We start from the raw sequence: 24,269 nt of genomic DNA, 5'->3' as shown, positions 1-24,269 counted from the left end.
TTTGAGACAAACTGCCGTTGTAACAAATTATGAATAATGTTTATATTTAAAAAACTTAGCTCAATAAATGCGAAAATTTAAATATTACTCTTGTATACTAATAATTGTAATTCTTAGTATCAATCATGTAAATGGACAGACAAAAGAAAACCAAAATTTAAATTTATCAATCGGATACGGAATTTCCGTTCCATATGATGAAACTGATATAGATGGTTCTGGGTTCTTTGCACAAGGAGAATATATTTTCAATTTAAAAAAATGGATAGACCTAAGACCTTATGCGGGAATAATTCTAACATATGAGGATTCTAATAATGAAATATATAAAACGACTTCAAAAGCTTTATTGATTGGAGGTAAAGGAAGAATAACTGCTCCTATTCCTTGGGTATCACCATATCTTGAATTAGGAATAGGTGCTTCAATTGGGAAATTTGAAACAATCACTCCATTAACCAACTTATCAAAAAATGATGTTCTGATGCATATTCCATTTTCAATAGGTTTAGAATTGGGTCCAAAACATAATTTTGATTTAGGTTTTACATATTATTATCAACCAGCCGTTGAACATTTTTCAGGAGCCATTGCATTCGGAATATCAATTCCAATGAAAAAAGCTTAAAATTAAAATATTATAAATCGTACTATTCGTTCACATAACTTTTTAAAAAACGAGTTGGCAGTAATTTTTTGGAGTGAATATAACTAAAGCACTTTTATTAACTTTTCTATTGATAATAATATTTCTCCTGATTCAAATGGGATTTTTAAGTCTATTGGAGTTATTTGATCAAACAATTTCGTTCTCAAATCCTCATCAAAAATGGATTAGTAAAATTCTTGGGTTTATAATTAGTTACTTGGTATTATTTAAAGTTTTCTGGAAAGTAAAAGTTCCAGTTTTAGCGAATTTTAAATTAAATAATTATAAAATTTCAATTCTAATATATCTGATAATTGCTTCTATAGGACTAGAACTAATATATCAACCATTTTTCGATATAAATAAATTATTGGATTTCTATAAAAATGGATACTTAAGTCTTGAAAGTGAAAATTATTCAATTAATCAAAAAGAATTATTGTATCAGATATTAACTTTGATTTTTATAACTCCACTATTAGAAGAATTATTTTTTAGAAAATTTCTAATATCAAAACTTTTAAAAAGGAATAATGAAATTACTTCAATATTAATTTCTAGTTTCTGTTTTGCTGTAATTCATATAGAAACACCCGTAAACTTAATTCCTTCATTTATATTTGGACTCTTAAGTGGGGTGGTTTTCATAAAAACTGGAAAGATTCTGTATTCCATGTTTTTCCACATTCTAATGAATATTTACTATCTGATATTTCTAATAAATGCTTCAAATTACAATGATTGGATTTACAATTTTAATTTTAATTATATCTACTGGAGCTTAATAATTTTAGGATCTATACTTACACTTTTGGCAATGAATAAAATAACTACAGCCAATAAAGAACTAAGCTAATACCTCCTCCCATATAATACTGTTTTAAATACCAATCTAATCTTATTTTACAGATAATTCTTTTTCACTATTTTTGTAGAAATGAAGTACCAAAAAACATTAATATGTTCTTTTTATAATGTGAGTTAATCGTGAGTTCCGAAATTGGAAACCATGGGAAACCTTATAAATACTACGAGGATCAGAATGTTACAAGCGTTCTGTCATCCCGACTTTTAAAATTATCCGAAAAGGGAATGATCTTATTCATTCCCTTTTTTGTTTTGTAGTTTATAATTAGAATTATAGAAAAGCGCAATCCTGTTGAATAGAATTTATCGGTATTTTCAATAAATTTATACAAGTGTTTTTTAGTCTTTACAAAAAAGGCTAATTCAAAAAATCCAAAAAATAATGACCTGTATTTTTAAAAAATCAGTTAGAGCAATTTCAATATTATTGTTAGTTGTACTGGTAAGTTGTTCTAAAAAAAATAAAAATGATATAGCTTTGCAAGATCCGTTTATCAATGGTGATTTTGCAGATCCATCAATCGTAAAATACGAGGGGAAATATTATATCTACGCCACGATAGATCCCTGGGGAGCAGAAGAACTTGGAGTTTTAGAGTCAGATGACTTTGTGCATTGGGAGCAAAAGCATATTAACTGGCCAACAAAAGAACTTTGTACCAGTGAAACTTCTAATTCAAGCAATGTTTGGGCGCCTTCAGTAATTGAGGGGAAAGATGGTAAGTTTTATATGTATGTGTCTGTAGGTAGTGAAGTTTGGGCTGGTGTAAGTGAACATCCTTTAGGCCCCTGGAAGAATGCTAAAAGTGATAATTCGCCACTTATTAAAGGCAATATGTTTCCTGAATATCATATGATCGATGCTGAAGTTTTTATAGACGATGATAAACAAGTGTATTTGTATTGGGGATCTGGGCTAGATTGGGTAAACGGGCATTGTTTTGTGGTTCCATTGAAAGACGATATGATTTCTTTTGATGAAGCCGAAATAAAAGATATTACCCCACCAAATTATTTCGAAGCACCATTTATGGTTAAAAAAGACGGAACTTATTTTTTAATGTATTCAGACGGGAAATGCACTACAGAAACCTATAAAGTGAGATACGCTAAGGCCAATAATCCATTTGGACCATTTTCTGAAGGTGAAAATAGTCCGGTTTTAACGACTTCTGAAGATAAATCAACTTTAGGGCCAGGCCATCATAGCGTATTTGCTGAAGGTGGTCAGGATTATATTTTATACCATCGCATCACCGATAATAGTGATCAATTGTATAGAGAGTTGGCGATTGATAGTCTCAATTTTTCGGGTGATGAAATAGAAGTGGTAAGACCAGCCAAAACCTTGATGAATTTAGAGAATTCCAAAAAATGAGCTTTTTAAAAAGTTACAATATCCTAGGTTTTATTCTTGTTGTAAATTTTTCAATTTATGCTCAGAATTTTAAAGAAGAGGACAATTTTGTAATTTTTGAAGATAATGGCAGCTCTATAATAGCAAAAATAGGAGGGAAGCCTTCGTTTCAGTATAATTATGAAACTCAGCGTCTAGATACTATTCGGCAGTATTATCAAAGAAGTGGTTTTATTCATCCCATTTATTCGCCAGACGGAGAAATTTTAACCGAAGGATTTCCAGAAAAACACACACATCATCACGGAATGTTTACGGCCTGGGTAAATACCAAATTCAGGAATAAAAAAATAGATTTTTGGAATCAGCATGACGAAACGGGAAGTGTAATTTTTAAAGAAATTCTGGAAATTAAATCCAATAAAGATTTTGGAGTATTAAAGACCAAACAGCATCATATTGCCTTTATAAATGGCGATACAATTCCTGTTTTGGAAGAGATCTGGAACATAAAATTGTATAATTTTGAAGCTCCTTTTGTTTGGGATATTACAATTTCCCAAAAAAATATTTCATCCTCAGTGCTTCAACTATTAAAGTATCATTATGGCGGTTTGGCATTTCGGGGTAGGGATGAATGGAATACAGAAAAATCTGAGCCGAAAATCGATAAAATCGACAATGATTTTCAGGTGACTACAGATGTCCATAAATCACGATTAGAGGCTAATCACACCATTCCGAAATGGGTAAACATGTATGGTAAAATTGCCGATAAAGAGATGAATCTTACCATTATTCCGCGTTCCAACAATCCTGAATTCCCAGATTATCTAAGAGTACATCCAGATTTGCCTTATTTTTGCTTCACTCCCGTGGTGAATAATGGTTTCAACCTAAAACCTACTGAAGTATTCACTACCAAATACAGAATAATTACTTCTACAAAAACACTTTCTGAAGAAATGATTACAACTTTAGGAAATAAGGAGTTTTAATACTTAAGCAGGACAGTTCAGTATGAGTTTCTAAATAAATAGTTACAATTTAGCACTAATTTCATCTAGAATGATGGGAAACATTCTAAATCTAAAAGATGCTTGTATGAGAATTGGTACTTTCAAAAATGCTTTTATTTTTCTTCTATTTTTATGTTCAATTTTAACGAATCTTGGCGCACAAAATCATCTTATTAAAAACGACCAATTTTGGGAAACTGTAGACGGAAAGCCAATTTATAGTCAGGGTGGTGGGGTTTTTCAGTTTAAAGATCCCAAAACGGGAGAACAAAAATATTATTGGTATGGCGCTTATTACAAGGAAGCAGAACTTTATCGAAACGATTATACCCAAACTTATACAAAGGACAATTTTGTAGCCGTTACCTGTTATAGTTCTACAGATCTTACTAATTGGGCATTTGAAGATTATGTTTTTGAGAAAGAAGAAGCGCTTGTACATGACGAGAATACACGTTGGATGGGACGTTTAGGTGTTGTTTATGTACCAGAAATCGATAAATATGCGCTGCTGGTTCAGCATAATGCAGGTGTCTTAATTGCTTTATCAGATTCGCCAACAGGAAACTTTAAATGGGATAGGAAATTAGATATGACCAATCGTATTGGTACGCCAAATACCGGAGATCAAAGTGTTTTTACAGATCCAGATTCTGGTAAATCTTATCTTGTGTACTCTTATGGGCGCGGCCGAAATAAAATCTATATTTCAGAAATAGGTTTAAAAGACGGTAAGGTAGATCTTTTAGAAGTAACCGAGATTTTTAGAGGTAAAGGTCGTGAGGGAAATTGTATGTTTAAGTACAAGGGGAAATATTATGTTTTTGCTTCAAATCTTTATGGTTGGGATTCTTCGTATGCTTATTATTTGGTTTCAGACGATATTAATGGTCCCTATCTGCCTACCAATAAAATGCTGATTACTCCTGGTAGTATCGAAGATTATGCGCACGTCACACAAACTGGCTTTTTTGTAAATGTAAGAGGTGAGAAAACTGAAACTATAATGTATTGCGGAGATCGATGGGCAAATTTTGCCGGAAATGGATTAGGTTATAATCAATGGGTGCCATTATCGTTTCAGGAAGAAACGCCGTACTTCAATTCTTTGAATAGCTGGATGCTGAATGAAAAAACTGGTGAGTGGCAGGTTGCTGCAGATAATAATTATGTTAGAAACCCTAGTTTTGAAGCCGATAGAAGAGCAATTCCATCTACCGTAAAACCTATTCAGGAGCAATTAAAAGGCTGGACAACCAAAGTTTATCAGGGCAATACCATTGTGATAGGAGATAAGGAATCACCTCAACTAAATTATTTTAATACCGCAGAAGATCGAAAATATGTAATTGGCGAAAAAAGTTTAAATATTCATGATAATGTTGTTTTTCAGCGCAAAGTATATCAAAGCATAAGCAGTACTCCTTTTGTAAATTTAGAAGAAGGAAGTTATACCTTAACAGCAAAAGTGAAAACTAATTCCTTATTTAAATCATTAGAAATGTATGCTGAAAGCGCTGGTTCTACACAAAAAATCGAAATAAATAAGGAAGCAGACACTTGGAAAAGCATTGTTCTGGAAAATGTAAATGTAAAAAACGGAAAAGTTGAAATTGGTTTTAATGCTGAAGGAAACCCGGGAGCCAGTGCGCAAATCGACGATATTTCTTTGGTTAAAAATCTATAAAAATAACTGCATTTTTTGTAGAATTTTGGTTTTAAGAAAAGAACCGAATTCTATAGAATCTTAAGCAGAAACTTCAATAATTAGAAAAACGGCGTTGTTGGATAGCGCTTCAAATTCAATTAAATCTGTTTCCCAAAAACAAATCCCATCTCCTGTTTCTAAAAGTCGGTCGTTAACCTCAAAAGCACCGCTAACGACATAAATGAAAGTTTTGTGATTAAACTGCGCCCGCGATTCTCCCTTTTGTCTGCCTTCATATTTTCCCATTTTTAAGGAAGCATTTATGGCGTAATTCTGAAAAATTAAATGTAAACTATTAGGTTTCAAATTGAAGTCGGTTATCTTTTTATAACCCATCCCAGCCAGAAAATCGATGCGTAGAAAACTTATTTCGTAATCCTCGTAAGGATTATTAATTCGTAATAAGCTTGATTTCGGTTTAAATTCAGAATAAAACTGACTAATATGCACAAAATTGTCTGATCCTGCAGCAACTTCTATTCCGCCAAATGTGGGTATAATTAAGCTCAAAACATTTTCAGAATAATTGAGAAAGGTTTGCTGATTCGATTTTAGAATATTTAAACTGAAATGAATTAAACTTCCGAAGCTATTTTTGCTATTAATCGTTTCAAAAATATTGAAATTCTCTGTTCTAATTAAGTTTCTGCGATTAGCCGTAAATATCTTTACCTGTTTTGTGGGATTCATCTTAACTATTTTAAAAGCCTGGAAGCAGGTAGGGATGCTACCAGGCAGGGTTTACTCGGTAACCGAGCTTAATTGTTTTTCTGAAATATTTTATTCAAGCTTTATCGATTTTAAGCTGAAACTTTAATGGTATGCGCTAATTCGTAGCCGTCGTCTATAGATCCGGTAATAGTGCAAAGTTCATTTTCGATACCATCACTAAATACATTATCTGTACTGTTGTAGGTGTAACCAGACATTCCTTTAGTGTAACCATAGCTGCTGGCCTGGTTTACATTGGTTACGGCACTATCACTACCTTCTGGAAAAGCAATTTGTGTAACCAATAAAGATGTTCCCAGATTATTGTAAATATGAACATGAATATGCGTGGCGCGACCACGATACCAGCCCGGGAAAATGCTTTTAAATCGAACCATACCATCTTCGTCTGAGATTTGCCTTCCTCTTAAAAAGTGATTAGAACTATAATCTGTAGATTGCATTCCGGTACCGCCATATTCAGAATAATTACCGTCTTTATCGCAAAGCCAAATGTCTACAACTGCATTTTCCAGAGGAGAACATTCATTATTTACATTTTCAATCATTAAATTGATGTCCAGATCTATTCCTGTTCTGTCGCCAATAATATCTACACGTTCCCAGGAATCTGGAGATTTAGTAGGGAATGGGCCCTGGGTTTCAGAATTTGTAACGGCACAATCTGTAGAAATATCTACATCGGTCTCGGGGATATTTTCTGAAGTTTCAGCATTTGTAGAATCTGAGCTGCAGGCGTCTAAAAAGTGAAGTGTTGGGATAGACATGCCAACTAATCCAAGGCCTTTTAAAAATTTCTTTCTGTCCATATTCGATAGTTTTAGTATTAATTTTTAGAGTGAAGCGAATGCTTTAGTTAAATTTTCGAGTAACGAAAATGAGGTCTTCAAAACTGAAGTTTAAGCTTAGTAAATGGAAGTTTTCTTTTATTAATCCGTTATTGATATTTCCCTGGGTTCCGTAGGAATAACTAAGATTTATCATGCTTTTATCCTGCTTATTTAAAGGAAAACCAATCCCTAGGCTTAATCCGTATTTTGATATTTTTTGATCGTTAATTTCAAGATTTCCAGAATCGTAATAAGCCCCGGCGCGATATTCTAAGTGATTAGCATAAATCAGTGGATTGCTATTGGGTAATGGTGAAAAGCTAAACCCAAGATTGAAAAAGTCCTGATCTGTAAACTTACCCAGCGCGTCAGATTGATTGGTAGAAGACCAAAAATGACGTTTATAATCGGCCAAAACATCAAAACCATCCATAAGTTTTAATTGTAAACCAAAGCCTAATTCTAGAGGAAGATCAAAATTATCTACTTCGTTTTCTTCTACGATTCCGGCCACAATTTCGTCATCAGCGTAATATTGAGAAATGGTTCTGGTTTGTGAGCCGCTTAAGCTTACTGGAGTTTTAGCCGTAAGACCTAAGCTGATGCTTTTAGAAAGATCATATTGTAAACCGGCACCAAAACGAAAACCAGAATAATCATTTTCGTCTGCGATGTATAAAATGTTAGACTGAATATAATTGAACTGCGTTTCTGTAATTTCGCCAAATAATAAGGAAGCGTTTGCACCAAATCTCAGTTTATCGGTAAGTGCGTAACCGTAAGAAAGCATAAAATTATTGAGTCCGCCATTACCTTCAGCTTCAGTTTCAAAAAGCTCAGAAGAACCTTCTATGGGAGAATACAATCCAGAAACTTCATAACCAACATCGGTTTTAGGCATTAGGGAAAGTGCAATCCCGCTGCGATTATTAATCGCCATTCCTAAAGCCAGGTTACTAAAATTTCCAGAAGTAATGTGTTCACTATCCCGGTTTTGTTCTAAATATTTACTCTCCAGCTTAAAGCCAATATTATAAAAAAGACTGTGCTGATTTATGCCACCAAGACTGGCCGGGTTTAATAAGTTTAGCGAATTTGCTGAAGTCATGGCAAGCCCTGCATAACCCAACCCATCATTTTTGCCCGTACTTAATGGATTTTCTAAACCCAAACCATATAAAGAGTAAGGCGAGCTGGAAAGGGAATTAGAATTTTGCGCTTTAATTTGGGTAAAGCCAATAACTACCAATATTGCCGTAAAGAGCTTATTCATCTTCATTATAGATCGCATATGTAATTTGTAATTTCATTCGATTATCTTCAGCGGCATTTGGCCCGTAGATCACATAGCGATCTACTGAATTATTAAAATTTGGGCTGTAAATCGCTAAATATTGATCCTCGTTTTGAGTGTCTTCAATTAGATTATCTAAAAAGTATTTTAGCGACAAACTGTACTCTAGCGTATTAAATTCATCGCTCTCTTCTGTAATTAGAGCATAAGACTGCGTGCCTAAATAATTGTAAACATTATCTTGTACCTCTGTACGTTGATTTATAATGTAAACCGGTAGTGAATCCTTAACTCCGTAATTCACGTTGTTTCGATCTACTTTTATTTTGAAGTTTAAAATCGCATTGGTAATCGAACCAGAACCCTGAATATCATTAAGACTTTGTTTAAAATTTGGGAACTCTATGCGAGTGGCGATACCGGTACCAGATTGAATAAAAACCTGGTTATTGGTTTGCGAAGAAGGGACTTGATCTAATTGATCTTCGATTCCTGAGAAATAAGTACCCTGGTGATTAGACTTTATCTGATGAAAACTTTCTGAAGTATTTACAGAAAAATCGATAAACTTATCATCATTTTCAATTTCATCTTTAATGCTATAATACAGTCTTAAATAACTATTTTCTTTACTGAAACTAATAACGCTGCTATTATTCAGCGAATCTGGAACGATCGCCAATCCATATAATACGTTATTAAAGTCGTTATTGCTACTAATCTCATCGTTTAGAATTTTATCAAATAATTCCTGACCTAAATCTGCAGATATACTTATTTGAATGCTATCGTTTTGATGCGGTCGCGGCGAGTAATTAAAAGTAGAAAGAGAAGAAGGCTCAATTTCAAAATCTGAATTTCTATAAAGATCTGAATTCTCATCGGTTTCAATCTCTTCAGCTAAACGATAAATATTTAAAGACTCAACATTAGTGGTATCAGCAAAACTATAAGAATCATAATTTAGAATAAGACTAATAGAATCGAATTCAGCTTCATCTTCAATAGTAAAAGTCTCGCCCGTGAATTTTAAAAAGGAAGAGGCTGTGGTTCTTCCAAATATATCGTCTTTGTAGGATCCAATTAGAAGATTATCTGCACTGTTAACAATAAGACTATCAAATTGAAATGTGGTAGCTTCAATCGCTAAAGTATCGAAGGTGTATACTTTAATAGCACTGTTTATCCAATCTTCACCAACACTAATACTTTCTTGATCATTACTGCAGCTAAAGAGGAGAACAAAAAATAGTACTCCAAAACATCTAAAATAGACTGACTTCATAAACTAAAATTTGAGCGAACCTATCTAATCTTTTTATGTGTAAAAATTAGAATAGACCAACCCAAAGCCTTTATCTACCAGGCTGAAATTTGTGACTATAAATGCCTTTTTGGAGATTTATAGTCTGCTTTTTCCTGTTGGTAGATTGATATTGCAGGTTTGTAGACTTCATTTTTTGGACTGAGATTCCTGCTATAGGTTTGGCGAAATTTTGATCCTGAAATGAGTAAAAACATCATAGTTATCCTGTTACTATCTATTGGAGCCAGATCTTATAGTCAGCAAGACGAAAGCATAATTTCCCTCGATTATGCTTTGGCTCCTTCAGGAGATGATCAATTAGATTATAATAAGAAGCAGATAAAGCTTACTTATCCGATAAAATTTGGGGATTTCTCTTTTAAGAATAGCCTTTACGCTGCTGCGCATCAATACTCATATAACGACTTGTCTACAGAAATTCAATATGATACCGATACTTATTATAAGTTGACTTATCAACCTGAAATAAACTATCAATGGACTAATGATTTTGGAGTTTTTGGATTCGCAGATATAGGTATAAGTTCCACTCTTGAAGAAAAACTGGTCTCCAATGATTTTATTCTGAATTATGGCGCCGGTATTTCTTTAAGTCCGAAAAAAACTATCCTCAAAAATATCGAATTAGGGCTGGCGTATAATACGGTTTTTGGAGAACAGCAATTTACGCCTTTAGTGAAAGCCAATTTTCAATTATCTGAAGCATTTAGTCTTCAGGCAGGATTTCCACTTTCTAAGTTAGCATATAAGATCAATAACAGGCAAACTTTAAGTCTGCAGCATCTTTATTCAGGAAATCTATTTAACGATTATGCTTCAGATGAAACGGTAGAAATGCAACAGGTTTCTACAAGTCTAGATTATAACTTAATGTTGGATGCTCATTGGGGTATTCACTTTTCTGCAGGATATTTTCATAAAAACGATATTCAGCTTCATTCAGAAAAAACAACTATTCAATCTTACAGCAATCCGGGAATGACATTCAGCACTGGATTCCAATTTAAATTATAAACAATGAAATTACATTTTAAAGAAAAGAATTTTTTGATCGCCTTAGCGGCAATAAGTATGCTATTTCAGGGATGCTCTAGTGACGATGATGATTACGAAAGAGGAAACTGGGTTAGGCGCAGCGTCTTTGATGGAGTTCCTCGAAGTAACGCGGTTTCCTTTACCATTGATGGTTTGGGGTACATGGGAACCGGTTACGACGGGGACGATTATATGAACGATTTTTGGGCGTATCATATCGAAGGGGATTACTGGGAGCAGGTTGCAGATTTTCCTGGTACACCGCGTAGTGCCGCAAGTGCTTTTGCTTTAGATGGTATTGGTTATGTAGGAACTGGTTATGATGGGGATAACGAACTTAGCGATTTTTATTCCTATAATCCAGGATCTAACTCCTGGTCGCCAATTGCAGATTTTGGTGGCGGGAACCGTATCGCCGCTGTGGCTTTTGGTATTAATTCTCATGGTTATATGGGAACCGGAAACGACGGTGATAACGATAAAAAAGATTTTTATAAATACGATCCTGTTAGTGACGAGTGGAGCGAGCTTGTTGGATTTGGAGGAGAAAAAAGACGATATGCCACTAGTTTTACCATCGATGATTATGTGTATATGGGAACCGGAGTTAGTAATGGTTTGTACAAAGAAGATTTTTGGCAGTTTGATCCAGCAACTGAAACCTGGACGCAATTAACAGATCTGGACGAAGAAGATGATTATTATCTAACAAGATCTAATGCTGTAAGTTTTAGCATCGATGGAATGGGATATTTGTCTTCTGGTTATAACGGTGGAGCCATGACCAGTACCTGGGAGTATGATCCTTTAACAGATGAATGGGAAGAGATTACAGATCTTGAAGCAACGGTAAGACAGGATGCGGTAAGTTTTAGTACAGGATCCAAAGCTTTTGTACTTATGGGAAGATCTGGAAGTTTATACCTGGATGATATTTACGAATTACATCCACAAGAGGAGTACGATGATGAAGATTAATTGTTTGATTTAGCTCATGTAATCCGGAGTTTTTGAAGGTTCTAGAACTAGCATTGGTGTGGTAAATTTATTACCTTTTAAAAGCTCCGGTTATTAATTATAAGCGATTATTTAAAAAGATAGGAATGAAACTAGCATTTAAAATTTTTCTTCTTTGCGGAATATTACTGGCTATTTTATTTAGTTTTGAAATTCAGGATGCTCCGCCAGATAACTTTAAGTATGAAGTATTTGAGAACGGTTCAGGCTATGGATATGATATTTTGATAAATAAAAAGATCGTGATTAAGCAACAATATATCCCGGGATTAAGCTCGAAGCAGCAATTTTGTAGTGCTGAAGATGCCGAGAAAGTAGCCAGACTGGTAAATACAAAGCTTAATTATGGATCTAGCCCCAGTGTTACTTCTGAAGAAATTAGTGATTTGGGAATTCATATTAAATGTAATCCATAATGGGAACTTTTACTCTGGAAAGAAAGCGTAAAATTGTTATTCATATCTCTGTATGGATCACATTTATCATCTTCAACATACTTCAGGGAGTTTTAAATCGAGGTACGGTTGAATTTCATTCCCTTTTGGTACTCTCTTTTAATATTTTTATTTTCTATTTCAATTATGGCATTTTGGTGCCAAAATTATTACTGAAAGAGAAGACCTTTTTTTATGTAATATCGGTAATAGGATTGGCATTTTTGGTTTTTGCGATAAGTCATTATAGCATGACAGAACCTCCAAGAATGCAACACGAATTTGGTGATGCAGGGCAAGGAAATATGCCTCCGCCACCAGATAATGGTCCGCGTTTTTTCTTTTTTCTTCCGGTAATCATTCATTTGGCTTTTATCATGGCGGGAACTGCTATAAAAGTTTATGAAGCCTGGATTAGAAACGAAAGAAATAGAAAGGAAATCGAATCTCAGAAGGCTAAAACTGAATTACATTACCTTAAAAATCAGCTTAATCCTCACTTTTTATTCAATTCTCTAAATAGTATTTATAGTCTTACCTCAAAAAAATCTAATGATGCTCCTGAAGCGGTGATCACACTTTCAGAATTAATGCGTTATATGTTATTTCAGGCAGATCAGGAGTTTGTTTTGCTTAAAGATGAGGTAGAATATATTCAGAATTACTTGCGCTTGCAGCGTTTACGCATTGCAAATAACGAGAATGTAAAACTTAATATTCGCGGAGAACTAAATCAGCAAAAAATAAGACCTTTATTACTAATTTCGTTTATCGAAAATGCGTTTAAATATGGCACAGATTTTAAAGGAAATACGCTGGTAAAAATTGAGATCGAAATTGTACAAAATGAGCTTCAATTTAAATGCGAAAACATTGTTGGACGTAAGAAAAAGGCTAATGAAACTTTTGGTATTGGTTTAAAGAATACCAAAGAACAGCTTAATTTGCTGTATCCTAACAAGTACAGCCTGAAGATCGAAGATGATTCAGATTATTTTTCAGTATTTTTAAAATTAAAGTTGAATTAATGAACTGTCTTATTGTAGATGATGAGCCTTTGGCGGTAGATGTTATTGTTTCTTACATAGAGCAGGTGGGAGATATTAATATTGTTGAAACCACTAATAATCCACTAGAAGTTATTCGTATTCTAAAACAGCATCAGATCGATCTGGTATTTTTAGATATCGAAATGCCGAATCTTAATGGGATCGATCTGGTAAAAACCTTAGATCATCTTCCTCAATTTATTTTTACAACGGCTTATCCGCAATATGCTTTAGACGGTTTTAATTTAAACGCTACAGATTATCTGGTAAAACCAATCCCTTTTTCACGATTTTTAAAAGCGGTATCCAGAGCAAGGGAAGTTTATGAGCTGAAAAAAAGTAGAGAAAACGTAGGAGAACCTACTAAAGTAACCGAAATTATTCCTCCTAAAGACTATATTTTTGTAAAAGCTGAATACGAAAATATTAAGCTGGAAACCTCGAATATCCTGTTTATTGAAGGATTAAAAGATTACTTGAAGATTCATCTAAAATCTGAATCTAAAGCGGTATTAACGCTTTCGAACTTCAATGAAATTCAGCAGAAACTACCATCAAATTTTCTTCGAGTTCATCGGTCTTTCTTAGTGAATATCGATGCGATTTCAGCCTATAGAAAAGGAAAATTGATCATAGGAACCAATAGAATTTCGATAGGGGAAACCTATAAAAAAAATGTTTTTGAAACTCTAGGTTTATAATTCTTCACGTTTCAATCGTGATTAAATCTTAATTCTTTTCAATAGTATAAAAATCGAAATCTACATATCCTCCCGGTTGTTCTGTAGCATAGTTAAATAAGCCGTAGCGATAGCCCATAAAATGTTTTGTAAAAGTGTAAAGCATCTGTAGAGAACCGCCAATGTTTTGCCAGTTTTCACCATCGAGGCTGTAATAAAATTCAGCTTTATCATTAGTGAAATCGCATGAAACTTTAAGAAAAACCTCGTCGTTATTAAGTGGAGTACTTTCTACAGCTTCAAAATTTTCACTAACAGTACTCATCATAACGATTCCCTGTTTTTTATCTTCATTTTCGATTCCTAAAATCGACTTTACCATCACGATCGATGTTTTTCCGTTTTCCTTTTTTACACCTACGTAAGCATATTTATTCTGAAAAGCAGTTAATCCAGCAATATCACCATCCTTCATATTAGCGACATTTATTTTGGTGGTCGCAGAACTTTTTGGTCCTATAGTTCGCTGTGTTAAGGTATTTTTAGCCGACTGTAAATTAGCGTCAATTCGGCCAGTAGTTATTCGTAAACGCCCCGGATTTTCTAAGATTTCCCAATGATCATTATCTGGATTGTGATTCCATTGCCATACTAACGGAAGTTTAGTATCACCGGGTTTACGTTCAAAATCATCTGAAGCAACAATTGCAGGCACTTTAGTTTTTTTATTGGGTAGCTCTAAAGTCTCTGGTACTTTTCCATTTTCACCTAAAACTGGCCAGCCGTCTTTCCATTCTACAGGAACCAGATAAGGAATTCTTCCTATGCTTCCACGATCTCCAAAAAGCATCGCATACCAGTCGTCGTTTGTTGTATTTACGATACCTCCCTGTGCGACATGATCGTCTTGCAAAGCCAGGCGACCCTCGTAAGGTCCTGTGATTTTATCGGCTTTATGAATAATAACGCTGCGTGCCCATTTACTTTTGGGAGATGCAATATGAAAAATGTAATATTTGCCATCAATTTTAAATACCTGTGAACCTTCACCGGGAAGTCCGCCAACTTCATCTTCACCAAAAACCATATTCACATTTTCAATAATTGTTTTTTGGATTCCGCCGGGTTTAATGCCAGAAGCATCAGGCAGTAATTCTATCAGTTTAATTTCTCCACCGCCATAGATCATGTAGACTTTTCCGTCGTCATCAAAAAATAGCGAATTATCATGCAAAACCGGCTCAAAAGCATAGGATTCCCAGTTCCCTTTTTCAATAGAATCGGTTTTATAAACATGGGTTTTTCCGGTAGTGGCAGAGAAAGTTGATACATAAAAATAACCATCGTGAAAACGTAAACTACTGGCCCAGGAACCTTTTCCGTAGGCTTCTTCATTATTTTCCAGATTCATTTTATCATTTTCAACAAGGCGATCATAAGCATAACCCGCCATTTCCCAATTTATAAGATCCTTAGATTTCATGATAGGAAGTCCGGGGCTCATGTGCATCGTAGTACTGCTCATATAATATGTGTCCCCAACTCTAATGGTACTTACATCTGGAACATCTGCAAAGATCACTGGATTTTGTGCCGATTGAGAATAAATATAAATACTGTTGAAAATAAGTAAGCTGAAAAAAATGACAAACGAGCGTCTCATAAAATTGCTAATTTCTGCGGAATAATTTTTAAGCCGAATCTATCATTTGTAGATTTTGGAAGACTGAAAAATTTAGTCCTATTTGATCTAAAATTAGGTAAAATAAGGCAGAATTTTTTTGAAGCTAGACTGCAAACCATGCTATAAGGCTAGTTTGAAACAAAACGTAAAGTTTTTGATACTATGCAGAAAGGTTTTGGTGATCTATACTGCCTAAACTCATCCAAAAATGAGCTGAATTCTTCAAAAAATGCTATTCTATTTATTGAAAAATAAAAATCTCAAACTTTAAATGAGAAAATATCAGCTTATTTCCGAAGAAAAATTAAACAAAACAATACACCGAGATTCAATAAAAACAGATCTTATTTTTATTGAATCTCGGTGTAATAAAAATTGGTTATTTTGAACTGGAAATCTCTTCTAATTCTGGAGCTTCAAGTTTGTTATTTCTGTACAGGTAAACTATTTCCTTGCTTTGGTAATTTGCGAATGCATTAACCAGTTCTGTCTTTGCTTCCTGCTCTAAACGTTGTGCATCAAGTAGGTCTGAAAGATTGTTTAAACCGCTGTTGTAATTATCCCGGTGCACTTCTAAATTTTCTTCAGCATAAGTCAGGTTTTCTTCAGCAAATTCAATTTGTTTGTAGGCATTTTGTAAATCGTACCAGCTTTGCATAATGCCAATCGTAATTTGATCCTGAACTTTCTTTAACTGGTTTACCGCAATTTCTTCTTTAATTTCCTGTTGCTTTACTTTTTGTTTTTCAGCACCCCACCATGCAGAAATCGGGATACGTACAAGACCAAATGCCATTGGTTGAATATCAGAATCTAATCCTGTACTAAAAGTGCCGTATTTTACTGCATTTACACCAACCGAAACCTGAGGCAGCATTTCTGCTTTGGCCAGTTTTGTTTGTAATTTTGAAGCCTGAATTTGCTCATCTAACAAGCGATAATTAGAGTTTGCAGATACATTTGTGGTATGCTCGTATTTTAATTCTGGTGGAATAACCTCATGCAAAGTATCTACAGCCACAGCGGTAGTGTCGTAATTTAAACCTGTGTATAAGGCCAGATCTAATAGCGCTAGTTTTCGCAAATTAGAAAGTTTACTTTCATTAAGTAAAACTTTACTTCTATTTACTTTTACCTGAAGTAATTGATTTTTTGCAATCAATCCGGCATCCAATAAATCCTGTTGTTGTTTCAAAAGCTCGTTTAAATAAGCCTTAGAAGCCTTAACTACTTTTTGTTGTTCCTGCAATTGTACTAGTTGCCAGTATTTATTTTCAGTAGTTAAAATAACCGAATCTATAGATTGCTCTGCTCTAATTTTATTGGCTTCTACCTGTATTTCTGCAAGTTTATTTGAATTTCTAACGCTACCACCGGCAAAAACAACTTCAGATGCTGTGGCCGATGCTAGATATACATTATCAATTTCAGGAATTCCCAGCATTGCGATGGGATCTATAATATTATTAAAAGCATAAATAGCGCCACCTAAAGCTTCAATGTTTGGGAAATAATGGGCTATGGCTTCTTTTCGTTGCGCGTTGGCCTCTTCGATTTTAAGATTTCCGTTTTTAATATCGTGACTATACCTTAGTGCAGCATTTTTAGCTTCTTTCAGCGTAATTTTAGTTTCCTGCGCATTGCTGGTATAAGTAACAGCTAAGATTAGAAAAAATAAAAGCTGTTTTTTATGTATCGAAAAATTAGTCTTCATTTTTAACAATTTCAGGTTTAAGCATTTTCAGTTTTCTTTTCTTCAGTATTTCTAAAGAACATCCAGTATAATGCTGGTAACACATAAAGCGTAAGTACCATCGAAATCATGAGTCCGAATGCTATTACGGTTCCCAATGGTCCCCATAAACTTGATCGACTTATAATCATTGGAATAACACCCACTGCGGCGGCAGATGAGGTTAAGAAAATAGGTCGCATTCTTCGTTGTGCTGCTAAAATAGCGGCATCTTTAACGCTATAATTTTCTTTAAACCGAAGTTCGTCTGCAAAATCAATTAGGATAATTCCGTTTCTGACTACAATTCCACATAGTGCCAAAATTCCCAAAAACGAAGTGAATCCAAATGGATACTGCATTAGCATTAATCCTAGGGCAGCGCCCAAAATACTTAGCGGCATCGTGATAAAACTAAGACTGGCGTGTTTTATAGATTTAAAATGCCAGATAAGAATTAGGAATATCACCAAAACACTAATCGATAGCGAAATTCCCATTGGTACGAGGTTTTCCTGTTGCATTTCGAATTCGCCACCATAATCTACTCTTATCGAATTAGGAATATCAAGATTGTCGATTTTTGGTCTTAGTTTTTCTAAAACCACATTGGCAACAGCACCTTTAGTAATATCTACTCTAACCGTTAAACAGCGCATCCCGTTACGGTGTGTTATTTGCTCTTCCTGCCAGCCGGGCTCTATATTTGCCACCTGCCTAAGCGGAACCATACTCTGGGTTTTTGCTGAAAGTATAGCAAGTTCATTAAGATCTGCTACTGTTTGAGATTTATTATTTTCAGCCTTAATTTTTACCTGAATCGCATAATCTTCATCGTAGATCTTTGTAGCGTTTAGGCCTTCCATATACATGGCAACAGTGTTCGCGATATTCTCTTTGCTTAATCCTAATTGGGCTGCTTCATCTTTTTTAATGTCGATATTTATGGTTTTCTCCATTTCGCCAAAATTGGTACGAGACCAAATGGTTTGCGGAGTTTGCCGTGCTAGATCGATAATACTGTCTCCATAAGCTCGAAGCTGGCTAATATCATTTCCGTATAAACGAACCTCTATAGGCGCCGGTTTGTTAACCATATTTAGCTGTTTCATCCTGAAATAAGCATTGGGAAACATCTTTGCGTAATGCTCATCGTAATCTTTCAAAACTTCTTCAGTAGCATCTTCAGAAGCAGTGGTTACCAGAATTTGCGCAAAGTTTTTAGCCGGTAGGTTAGGAGCATAAACCATGTGAAAACGTGGTGAACTTTCACCAATAAAGCTGGTATAGTTTAAAACACGTTCATCGTCTTTAAGAACTTTCTCTTCAAATTGGTTAACCACTTTTGCCGTTTCATCAAGATTGCTGCCTTTAGCCAGGTAAACTTCTATCGCAAATTGATTTCGTTCAATAATTGGGAAAAGTTCTCGGGTTAAGCTTGAAAACAAAATGATGCCCAAAATGACAGATGCCAGCCCAATGGCAAGGTTTAATCGATAGTGCTTCATCGCCTTTTTAAGTGAAGCATTAAAAAAGCCCTGCAAACGATCTAACATCGATTTTTTGTTTTCCTTATCTGCTTTTTTATCGTTATGAAGTCCTTTTTTAATAAAAACCGTATTAAAAAATGGAACGATTAAAACTGAAATTGCCAGTGATAAAAACAACGCGATCATAATCGTGAAAGGGAAGGTGCTTAAAAAGTCTTTTGCCGTACCACTTAAAAAGAATACCAAAGGTAAAAATGTTGCTGAAATCGCTAAAGTTGCCGTAAATACTGAAGGAAAAAGTTCTAAAGCACTGTGATAAGCCGCTTTCCAAATCGATTCGCCTTCATCTAATTTTTCAACATGATTGTCTATAATCACAATAGGATCGTCTACAACGATTCCTAAAACGATAATAAGCGCTGCGAGCGTTACCGTGTTTAATTCCATTCCCAGCATATACATTACGGCAAGCGTAGAGGCAATGGTAATGGGAATGGTTGCTGCAGCTACAGATGCGACTCTAAATGGTAACAGGAATAAAGCGACCAGGATCACACCAATTAGCGCATAACCAAATTCTTTCATAAAATGCCCAATAGCGCTATGGACTACTTCAGGCTGATCTGCGATTTTCACAATTTCGATATCTTCAGGCAGATTGCTTTCGATGGTATGTAAACGCTCTTCGATCTCTTTTCCAAACTGAACGATATTATTCCCTTTAGCCATTTCTAAAGTAATGATCATGGCTTTGGTACAATTGGTTTTGGTAAAAGCATCTGGATCTTCGTATTCCCGTTTAACTTCAGCAATATCTTTTACTCTAATTATGCTTCCGTCGTTAGCGGTACGCACGATTTGGTTGGCAACATCAGTTTCATCCTTTAAGAAAGTATCGATGTGGATTGGCCGGTCAAATTCATTTCCCTCTAAAGTTCCGCCGGGATTAATGCTTCCCTGTTGTTGCAAACTTTGCATTAGCATTCCTGGGCTAATCCCATAAGTGGCTAGTTTGTTTTGATTGGTATAGACCGCAATTTGTTCTGTTAAACCACCGTCATGGCTAATTTTTGCAACGTTTTCTAATTGTCGCAGGTTATCTTCAATATCTTCTACGTGATGTTGCAGGTCTTTATAGGGGCGGGAAGAAGATTGTATCGCGAGGATCATGGCTGCGGTACTTCCAAATTCACTATTTACCAGAATTCCGCGGACTCCCGCTGGCAGTTGTTGTTGCTGAAAAACTAATAAGCCGTTTTTTAATTTATTCCAAAATTGTTCGGTTGCGTCTTCATCTACGCGATTGGCAACTTCAACATAAATATACATGCGGCCATCCTGAGAATACGAATAGGTTTTGGTTTTGTCTACTTCATTAAAACTAAAAAGATACTCTTCAACTTTGCTGGTAAGTTCTTGTTCTACTTCTTCTGAATTTGCTCCCGGATAATAGCCAATTAATAATCCCTGCCTAATGGTAAAATCTGGAAATTCATTCCGTGGCATATTAAATAAACCAAATAGTCCTATACTTACCAGAAGAAGAGCTACGGCAAGCGGAAATGATTTATTTTGCATTGCCCATTCTATGATAGAATTGTTTTGCTTTTTCATAATCTAAACGAGTCTTTTAAATTATTGGGCAATTTTAATTGGGGTATTATCGGTAAGTTTATGATATCCCGAAGTAATTACCTGGTCTGAAGCTTTTAAACCTGAAGTTATGGCAATGCCATTGCTGTAAAGCTTTCCTGTGCTAACCTGCTTTCGTTTAGCCTTTCCGTTTTCTGCAACAAATACAAAATATTCGTTTTCTTCGGTTACTGAGACTACTTCAATAGGCAAAATAATTTCAGAATCATCTGATTTTTGATTTTGATTGAAATCGATAAGCGCTGTACAGGACATTCCTGGTTTTATTGATTTCTCTGGATTTTCCAGAAGAATTTGTGCGATATAAACCGGATTTTGCTGATTGGATTGTATAGAAATTTCAGCCACTTTTCCGAAGAAAAAATCATCCCCCAAAGCATCGATTTTCACCTTTGCGCTATCTCCTTTTTTTAGTTGATTTACTTCAGCATCTGGCACGGGAATAGCCGCTTTTACGGTATCGATATTTAGTAATTGAAAAACAGGTCTGCCAGGGCTGGCCAAATCGCCAGATTCCATGATTTTAGCACCAATATAACCACTAAAAGGCGCATATAATTTACTGTGTTTTACATTTTGAAATGCAGCATTGGCCGCTGCTTTTGCTTGATTGTATTTAGATCGCGCTTCGATCATTTTAATTTCAGCAATGCTTCCTTTTTGGTACACTTCGTTTATACGTTCGTAATTTTCTTTGGCAAGATCGGCCTGCGCTTTACGAGCTTCATATTGTTCTCTATAAGCGGTAACGTCTACCTGGGCTAAAAGCTCACCTTTTTGTACAAAATCGCCCATTTCGGCATTAATAACTTCAATCGTTCCGCCTATTTGGAAACTAAGATTTACTGTTTTACTGGCAATAATTTTACCTGTAAAACCAGTGTTTTTGGTATTTAGTGAATTAGCATGTTCACCAATAGTAATCGTTTTAACAGCGATTGGTTGGATAGCAACAGATTTCTCTTTTTCGCCACAACTAATGGCAAGCAAAGCAAGAATCGCAAACAATGTGGGACAAATGTTACGCATATTAAATAAGATTAGGATAAGTTTAGTTTTGAAGTCCTTTGATCATTAATTGATTAATCCACTCTAATCGATCGAACATATCGTTAGAAAATCGCTGATATAGAAAAATTTCTTTTTCAAGGCTATCGGTTGCCGTTACCAGCGCAAGGGCCAAAAAATTGATGTCCTTTTTGGGAACAGGTTTAATTTCTTGTTTTTCGATCGCCCAGTGAATACAATCTTCGATAATGCTAATTTCTTCGGTTCTAATACCGTCTAAAAGCTGATATAAAAAACTAGTGTTTTCTTTTAGATCTGTGAGTAAATAGGTGTAGGTGTTAGAAAGCGAGATTAGATGTTCTAGTTTTATCTTTCTATAATTAGAAAGGTTTTTTTCGATGCTGAATTCTTTTGAAACATTTTTTGAAGTTTCCTGAATTCGTTTTTCATATTCATTCTTTACGAAGGCTTCGAAAACTTCATTTTTATTCTTGAAATAATAATATAAAGTACTTCGCCCTTTTTCTGAAGCCTTAGCGATATGATCCATAGTCGCTTTTTTATAACCGTGATCTCTAAATACGGTTTTGGAGGCTTCTATAATCTGCATTTTTACAAAATCTTCTTTAGAATCCATTTTTCGACAAAAATTAAAATTATGTCTAATTTTAAACAAAATTACAATTTATGTCTAAAATTAAATCTTTCTAAGTTGTTAATTTTTAGTCTAAATGTCTAAAAAAGTGAATGGGGAATGTAGAATTTTAAAGATTGGATTTTAAAATAAATACTTACTTTAGACTGAAATTAAAATACAGAAAATGAAAAGATCTTTTTTAATACTTGCTTTGATGTGTATGACAAGCCTTTTCGCTCAAAACGAAAAGACGATTTATCAATTTAAGGTTGAAGATATAAATGGGGAAACTTTCGATCTAAGTTCGCTAAAAGGGAAAAAGGTTATGATTGTAAATACGGCGAGTAAATGTGGATATACGCCGCAGTATGCCGAATTGCAGCGTATTTACGAGCAATATAAATATGATGACTTTGTAATTATTGGATTTCCATCTAACGATTTTGGAAACCAGGAGCCGGGGAGTAATGAAGAAATTTCAGAATTTTGCCAGAAAAATTACGGAGTAGATTTTCCCATGATGGCAAAGATTACAGTGAAAGGAGAAGAAAAGCATCCATTATATCAGTTTTTAACAGAGAAATCTAAAAATGGTTTCAAAGATTCTGAAGTAAAATGGAATTTTCAGAAATATCTGATCGATAGAGACGGGAAACTTGTCGCGGTAAAAGACTCGAATGTTGTGCCAGGTGATAATTCGATCCTTAGTTGGATTCAGAAATAATTCTGCTTAAAATATCTAAAAGCAAAAAAGGGTAATCAAATTACCCTTTTTTGCTTTTTAAAACCCTGTACTATTGCTGCACTAAAGTTATACTCATTGTAGCATATTGCGCATCAGAAACACCATCTGCACCTACATAGACGCTGGTAGATCTCCCAAAATAGCCTTCGCTAGAATTATATTTAACCCATTCTCTTCCTTGCACATTGATAGTGTAAGTTGTTCCTGCAACCATACTTACATTTGCTACCATAGTGGTATTTTGACCCAGGCTGTAAAATGTATTTCCTGGAAAAGATTTTGATACAGAGGTTATATATTTTTCTTTAATAACATTGTTATTGACCATAAATCGAACAGATCCTTGGCTGGCACCATCCTGATATTGTGTAACAGTATGGCGATGGGATGAACTATAACTTGTGTTTTCAGTAAATGTTGCATTTGTTGGTGCTCCTGATGCGTAATAAGCGCTGATGATAAATTGGTATGTTCCGGTGTATGGAGCTGTAAATGTACCATTTAAGCCTGGTAAATTAACATAAGTAGAATTGTTAGAACTTGCTCTAACTTCACTGGTTTGATTGTATTCTACAGAAAAGGTATTATGCCCAGCACGAACCCATCTACTGCCGTTATAATAGTAAAAGCCCTGAGTTACATCATTTACATTTCTAGTATTAAATACAAGCAAACCAAGTGGTGGGGTAGCAGCCATTGTAGATACATCTGTAGTGCTAGATAGTGCTACGCGGTTAACTAAAAGTCCTTTGTTTGTAGCACCTAAATCTAAAGATGCACTTGGGTTAGGAGCTGCATTGTCTATACCAACAGAACCCGATGCATGGATATTAATATCATCTTGCCAGGTTGTAGTATTAGGTGCGCCATCATTTTCTATTCCAATGGTTAATAGTCCGTTTTCATTACTAGAGCCATTACCACCTGCATTATCCTGATATCTAATATATCCATAATCACTACCAGCGTTACTGGCACTTTTAAAAATTATGGACGATTCTCCACCTTCATTAGCATGTTCTAAAACTATAGTTCCTGTGTTTGGGGTAGCAACAGTTCCAGATGCCTCATATACATGTAATGCGCCTTGTGGATTAGATGTACCTATACCCACCTGGGCATTAAGGCTGAACGTTAAAAATGATAGGGTAAAAAAGTAAAATTTTTTCATTTTATATTCTATTGCTTATTTATGAAACAAAAATAATTAGAAATCAATTGAATAAACTAAATATTAGGAATATATTATAAATGTGTCGACATTTAGCGCTTATGTTGCGACGAATTGTTTTTTATCAAAATTGATCAATCGTTGAATGAAA

The 24,269-nt window shown here is 34.8% G+C and carries 21 protein-coding genes; 11 read left to right on the top strand and 10 right to left on the bottom strand.

From position 1 onward, the window contains the following. The first annotated feature begins 67 nt into the window (after nucleotides 1-67). The 5 genes from IIF7_RS03730 (at nucleotide 68) to IIF7_RS03710 (ending at nucleotide 5,579) form a co-directional block, all read left to right on the top strand. Nucleotides 68-628, top strand: a complete 561-nt coding sequence (locus IIF7_RS03730; RefSeq protein WP_084840328.1) for a hypothetical protein — start codon at nucleotides 68-70, stop codon at nucleotides 626-628. Between the two features lie 73 nt (nucleotides 629-701). Beyond that, nucleotides 702-1,505 carry a CPBP family intramembrane glutamic endopeptidase gene (locus IIF7_RS03725; protein ID WP_084840327.1) on the top strand — a complete coding sequence of 268 codons (804 nt, stop codon included), beginning with the start codon at nucleotides 702-704 and terminating at the stop codon, nucleotides 1,503-1,505. A 393-nt stretch (nucleotides 1,506-1,898) separates the two neighbouring features. Further along, entirely contained in the window at nucleotides 1,899-2,894 is a 996-nt protein-coding gene (locus IIF7_RS03720; RefSeq protein WP_084840326.1) for a family 43 glycosylhydrolase, read from the top strand. After that, on the top strand, nucleotides 2,891-3,871 hold the full coding sequence (locus IIF7_RS03715; RefSeq protein ID WP_084840325.1) for a DUF6807 family protein: 981 nt from the start codon (nucleotides 2,891-2,893) through the stop codon (nucleotides 3,869-3,871). Before IIF7_RS03720 ends, IIF7_RS03715 begins: the two co-directional genes overlap by 4 nt. A gap of 70 nt (nucleotides 3,872-3,941) precedes the next feature. Further along, nucleotides 3,942-5,579: a family 43 glycosylhydrolase gene (locus IIF7_RS03710; protein ID WP_245801507.1), complete on the top strand. Its 1,638-nt coding sequence runs from the start codon at nucleotides 3,942-3,944 to the stop codon at nucleotides 5,577-5,579. Nucleotides 5,580-5,639: 60 nt separating this feature from the next. On the opposite strand, the gene IIF7_RS03705 is transcribed toward IIF7_RS03710, so the two are convergent. The 4 genes from IIF7_RS03705 to IIF7_RS03690 all read right to left on the bottom strand — a co-directional run bounded on the left by IIF7_RS03705 (nucleotide 5,640) and on the right by IIF7_RS03690 (nucleotide 9,741). Further along, nucleotides 5,640-6,290: a pirin family protein gene (locus IIF7_RS03705; RefSeq protein WP_084840323.1), complete on the bottom strand. Its 651-nt coding sequence runs from the start codon at nucleotides 6,288-6,290 to the stop codon at nucleotides 5,640-5,642. A gap of 110 nt (nucleotides 6,291-6,400) precedes the next feature. Next, a complete protein-coding gene (locus IIF7_RS03700; RefSeq protein ID WP_084840322.1) occupies nucleotides 6,401-7,141 on the bottom strand; it encodes a dioxygenase family protein in 741 nt (246 codons plus the stop codon). 43 nt (nucleotides 7,142-7,184) lie between these two features. Then, nucleotides 7,185-8,435 (bottom strand): OmpP1/FadL family transporter, encoded by a 1,251-nt coding sequence (locus IIF7_RS03695; protein ID WP_139801261.1) that lies wholly within the window; start codon nucleotides 8,433-8,435, stop codon nucleotides 7,185-7,187. Beyond that, the gene (locus tag IIF7_RS03690) at nucleotides 8,428-9,741 is read right to left on the bottom strand and encodes a DUF4270 family protein (RefSeq protein WP_084840320.1); all 1,314 of its coding nucleotides are present in this window, start codon (nucleotides 9,739-9,741) and stop codon (nucleotides 8,428-8,430) included. Before IIF7_RS03690 ends, IIF7_RS03695 begins: the two co-directional genes overlap by 8 nt. A 222-nt stretch (nucleotides 9,742-9,963) precedes the next feature. On the opposite strand from IIF7_RS03690, the gene IIF7_RS03685 reads away from it, so the two are divergent. The 5 genes from IIF7_RS03685 (at nucleotide 9,964) to IIF7_RS03665 (ending at nucleotide 14,019) form a co-directional block, all read left to right on the top strand. Then, the gene (locus IIF7_RS03685; RefSeq protein WP_084840319.1) at nucleotides 9,964-10,797 is read left to right on the top strand and encodes a DUF6268 family outer membrane beta-barrel protein; all 834 of its coding nucleotides are present in this window, start codon (nucleotides 9,964-9,966) and stop codon (nucleotides 10,795-10,797) included. 3 nt (nucleotides 10,798-10,800) lie between these two features. Then, complete coding sequence (locus IIF7_RS03680) at nucleotides 10,801-11,796, top strand: Kelch repeat-containing protein (protein ID WP_084840318.1); 996 nt, start codon at nucleotides 10,801-10,803, stop codon at nucleotides 11,794-11,796. A gap of 125 nt (nucleotides 11,797-11,921) precedes the next feature. Then, complete coding sequence (locus IIF7_RS03675) at nucleotides 11,922-12,251, top strand: DUF4907 domain-containing protein (RefSeq protein ID WP_084840317.1); 330 nt, start codon at nucleotides 11,922-11,924, stop codon at nucleotides 12,249-12,251. Then, nucleotides 12,251-13,297: a sensor histidine kinase gene (locus IIF7_RS03670; protein ID WP_084840316.1), complete on the top strand. Its 1,047-nt coding sequence runs from the start codon at nucleotides 12,251-12,253 to the stop codon at nucleotides 13,295-13,297. Before IIF7_RS03675 ends, IIF7_RS03670 begins: the two co-directional genes overlap by 1 nt. Further along, complete coding sequence (locus tag IIF7_RS03665; RefSeq protein ID WP_084840315.1) at nucleotides 13,297-14,019, top strand: LytR/AlgR family response regulator transcription factor; 723 nt, start codon at nucleotides 13,297-13,299, stop codon at nucleotides 14,017-14,019. Before IIF7_RS03670 ends, IIF7_RS03665 begins: the two co-directional genes overlap by 1 nt. A gap of 28 nt (nucleotides 14,020-14,047) precedes the next feature. On the opposite strand, the gene IIF7_RS03660 is transcribed toward IIF7_RS03665, so the two are convergent. The 5 genes from IIF7_RS03660 to IIF7_RS03640 all read right to left on the bottom strand — a co-directional run bounded on the left by IIF7_RS03660 (nucleotide 14,048) and on the right by IIF7_RS03640 (nucleotide 22,202). Then, on the bottom strand, nucleotides 14,048-15,661 hold the full coding sequence (locus IIF7_RS03660; RefSeq protein WP_084840314.1) for a glycoside hydrolase family 43 protein: 1,614 nt from the start codon (nucleotides 15,659-15,661) through the stop codon (nucleotides 14,048-14,050). A 400-nt stretch (nucleotides 15,662-16,061) separates the two neighbouring features. Then, the gene (locus IIF7_RS03655; protein WP_084840313.1) at nucleotides 16,062-17,396 is read right to left on the bottom strand and encodes a TolC family protein; all 1,335 of its coding nucleotides are present in this window, start codon (nucleotides 17,394-17,396) and stop codon (nucleotides 16,062-16,064) included. Nucleotides 17,397-17,413: 17 nt separating this feature from the next. Further along, entirely contained in the window at nucleotides 17,414-20,518 is a 3,105-nt protein-coding gene (locus IIF7_RS03650) for an efflux RND transporter permease subunit (protein WP_084840312.1), read from the bottom strand. Nucleotides 20,519-20,539: 21 nt separating this feature from the next. Further along, nucleotides 20,540-21,586 carry an efflux RND transporter periplasmic adaptor subunit gene (locus tag IIF7_RS03645; protein WP_084840311.1) on the bottom strand — a complete coding sequence of 349 codons (1,047 nt, stop codon included), beginning with the start codon at nucleotides 21,584-21,586 and terminating at the stop codon, nucleotides 20,540-20,542. A 22-nt stretch (nucleotides 21,587-21,608) separates the two neighbouring features. Then, complete coding sequence (locus tag IIF7_RS03640) at nucleotides 21,609-22,202, bottom strand: TetR/AcrR family transcriptional regulator (protein WP_084840310.1); 594 nt, start codon at nucleotides 22,200-22,202, stop codon at nucleotides 21,609-21,611. A gap of 184 nt (nucleotides 22,203-22,386) precedes the next feature. Here IIF7_RS03640 and IIF7_RS03635 point away from each other — a divergent pair, with 184 nt between their 5' ends. Further along, nucleotides 22,387-22,926, top strand: coding sequence for a glutathione peroxidase (locus IIF7_RS03635; protein WP_139801260.1), 540 nt, complete (start codon nucleotides 22,387-22,389; stop codon nucleotides 22,924-22,926). Between the two features lie 70 nt (nucleotides 22,927-22,996). On the opposite strand, the gene IIF7_RS03630 is transcribed toward IIF7_RS03635, so the two are convergent. Beyond that, nucleotides 22,997-24,118, bottom strand: coding sequence for a hypothetical protein (locus IIF7_RS03630; RefSeq protein WP_084840309.1), 1,122 nt, complete (start codon nucleotides 24,116-24,118; stop codon nucleotides 22,997-22,999). Between the last annotated feature and the right edge of the window lie 151 nt (nucleotides 24,119-24,269).

This window comes from Zunongwangia atlantica 22II14-10F7, assembly GCF_002094855.1.
Lineage (GTDB): Bacteria > Bacteroidota > Bacteroidia > Flavobacteriales > Flavobacteriaceae > Zunongwangia > Zunongwangia atlantica.
The sequence above is the reverse complement of the archived record's forward strand: the minus strand, read 5'-3'. Positions and strand labels throughout refer to the sequence as shown.

Coding starts and splice junctions, on each gene's coding strand:
- IIF7_RS03730 (WP_084840328.1), top strand. CDS start 68: ATGCGAAAATTTAAATATTACTCTTGTATACTAATAATTGTAATTCTT.
- IIF7_RS03720 (WP_084840326.1), top strand. CDS start 1,899: ATGACCTGTATTTTTAAAAAATCAGTTAGAGCAATTTCAATATTATTG.
- IIF7_RS03715 (WP_084840325.1), top strand. CDS start 2,891: ATGAGCTTTTTAAAAAGTTACAATATCCTAGGTTTTATTCTTGTTGTA.
- IIF7_RS03710 (WP_245801507.1), top strand. CDS start 3,942: ATGATGGGAAACATTCTAAATCTAAAAGATGCTTGTATGAGAATTGGT.
- IIF7_RS03705 (WP_084840323.1), bottom strand. CDS start 6,290: ATGAATCCCACAAAACAGGTAAAGATATTTACGGCTAATCGCAGAAAC.
- IIF7_RS03700 (WP_084840322.1), bottom strand. CDS start 7,141: ATGGACAGAAAGAAATTTTTAAAAGGCCTTGGATTAGTTGGCATGTCT.
- IIF7_RS03695 (WP_139801261.1), bottom strand. CDS start 8,435: ATGAATAAGCTCTTTACGGCAATATTGGTAGTTATTGGCTTTACCCAA.
- IIF7_RS03690 (WP_084840320.1), bottom strand. CDS start 9,741: ATGAAGTCAGTCTATTTTAGATGTTTTGGAGTACTATTTTTTGTTCTC.
- IIF7_RS03685 (WP_084840319.1), top strand. CDS start 9,964: ATGAGTAAAAACATCATAGTTATCCTGTTACTATCTATTGGAGCCAGA.
- IIF7_RS03680 (WP_084840318.1), top strand. CDS start 10,801: ATGAAATTACATTTTAAAGAAAAGAATTTTTTGATCGCCTTAGCGGCA.
- IIF7_RS03675 (WP_084840317.1), top strand. CDS start 11,922: ATGAAACTAGCATTTAAAATTTTTCTTCTTTGCGGAATATTACTGGCT.
- IIF7_RS03670 (WP_084840316.1), top strand. CDS start 12,251: ATGGGAACTTTTACTCTGGAAAGAAAGCGTAAAATTGTTATTCATATC.
- IIF7_RS03665 (WP_084840315.1), top strand. CDS start 13,297: ATGAACTGTCTTATTGTAGATGATGAGCCTTTGGCGGTAGATGTTATT.
- IIF7_RS03660 (WP_084840314.1), bottom strand. CDS start 15,661: ATGAGACGCTCGTTTGTCATTTTTTTCAGCTTACTTATTTTCAACAGT.
- IIF7_RS03655 (WP_084840313.1), bottom strand. CDS start 17,396: ATGAAGACTAATTTTTCGATACATAAAAAACAGCTTTTATTTTTTCTA.
- IIF7_RS03650 (WP_084840312.1), bottom strand. CDS start 20,518: ATGAAAAAGCAAAACAATTCTATCATAGAATGGGCAATGCAAAATAAA.
- IIF7_RS03645 (WP_084840311.1), bottom strand. CDS start 21,586: ATGCGTAACATTTGTCCCACATTGTTTGCGATTCTTGCTTTGCTTGCC.
- IIF7_RS03640 (WP_084840310.1), bottom strand. CDS start 22,202: ATGGATTCTAAAGAAGATTTTGTAAAAATGCAGATTATAGAAGCCTCC.
- IIF7_RS03635 (WP_139801260.1), top strand. CDS start 22,387: ATGAAAAGATCTTTTTTAATACTTGCTTTGATGTGTATGACAAGCCTT.
- IIF7_RS03630 (WP_084840309.1), bottom strand. CDS start 24,118: ATGAAAAAATTTTACTTTTTTACCCTATCATTTTTAACGTTCAGCCTT.